The organism is Ectobacillus ponti, assembly GCF_024294785.1.
GTDB classification, from domain to species: Bacteria; Bacillota; Bacilli; order Bacillales; family Bacillaceae_G; genus Ectobacillus; species Ectobacillus ponti.
Genome location: NZ_JANCLT010000058.1, coordinates 1 through 849, shown reverse-complemented (window position 1 = coordinate 849; position 849 = coordinate 1). Strand labels below are relative to the sequence as shown.

General features: G+C 62.7%; 1 pseudogene. It reads left to right on the top strand.

Going from position 1 to position 849, the window contains the following annotated elements:
* Positions 1 to 56: 56 nt before the first annotated feature.
* Positions 57 to 849, top strand: a pseudogene (locus NK662_RS24555) (hypothetical protein); the annotation flags it as partial.

Here is an 849-nt window from a genome sequence, read left to right as displayed (position 1 = left end):
CCTAGCCAAGCAGCACGAGCACACGAGAAAACAAGAGAAAAAAAGCAGCAGCGGCCATGGAGGGATACGACCGCGAGTTCTACCAGTTCAGCGACCAGCTGCGGCTGCAGACGGCGAGCTTCTCCGGCCTCTCCCTCGGCGACTCCATCTGGTCCTCCCCCTCCGACCGCCGCAACGAGCCGGCCTTCGACGGCGAGTACCACCACTTCTCCTCCCCCTCCCCCGCCAAGAACGCCATCGCCAACATCAACGGCGTCGCCGGAAACCTGGATGGCCCGGGCCTCATCGGCTCCGGCAAGCTCGCCTTCGGCGCCACCAAGGCCGACCGCTACAACAGCGTCAACCTCCCCGTCGACAACAACAACAACAACAAGTCCTACGGCGGCGCCGCCAAGATCAACAACAACAACGTCAACGCCTTCGGGTTCAACAAGATGGGGGGTTACAACAACAGCAGCAACGGCGGCGGCAACTACGGCGGCAACGGCGGCGACGTGAAGAGCTACTTCAACAAGTCAGTCGGGAGGCCGGCGAGCAACAACAACAACAATAGTAACGGCGGTGGCGGGTACTACGGCAAGAAGGGCGGCGACGGCGCCGGCGGGAAGAAGAAGCACGCCAAGAACAGCGACAGCGGCGCGCAGGCGTCGGACAAGAGGTTCAAGACGCTGCCGGCGTCGGAGGCGCTCCCCCGGGACGAGGCCATCGGCGGCTACATCTTCGTCTGCAACAACGACACCATGGAGGAAAACCTCAAGAGGCAGCTCTTCGGGCTTCCATCGAGATACAGGGATTCAGTGAGGGCGATCAGGCCAGGGCTGCCCCTCTTCCTCTACAACTACTCCACCC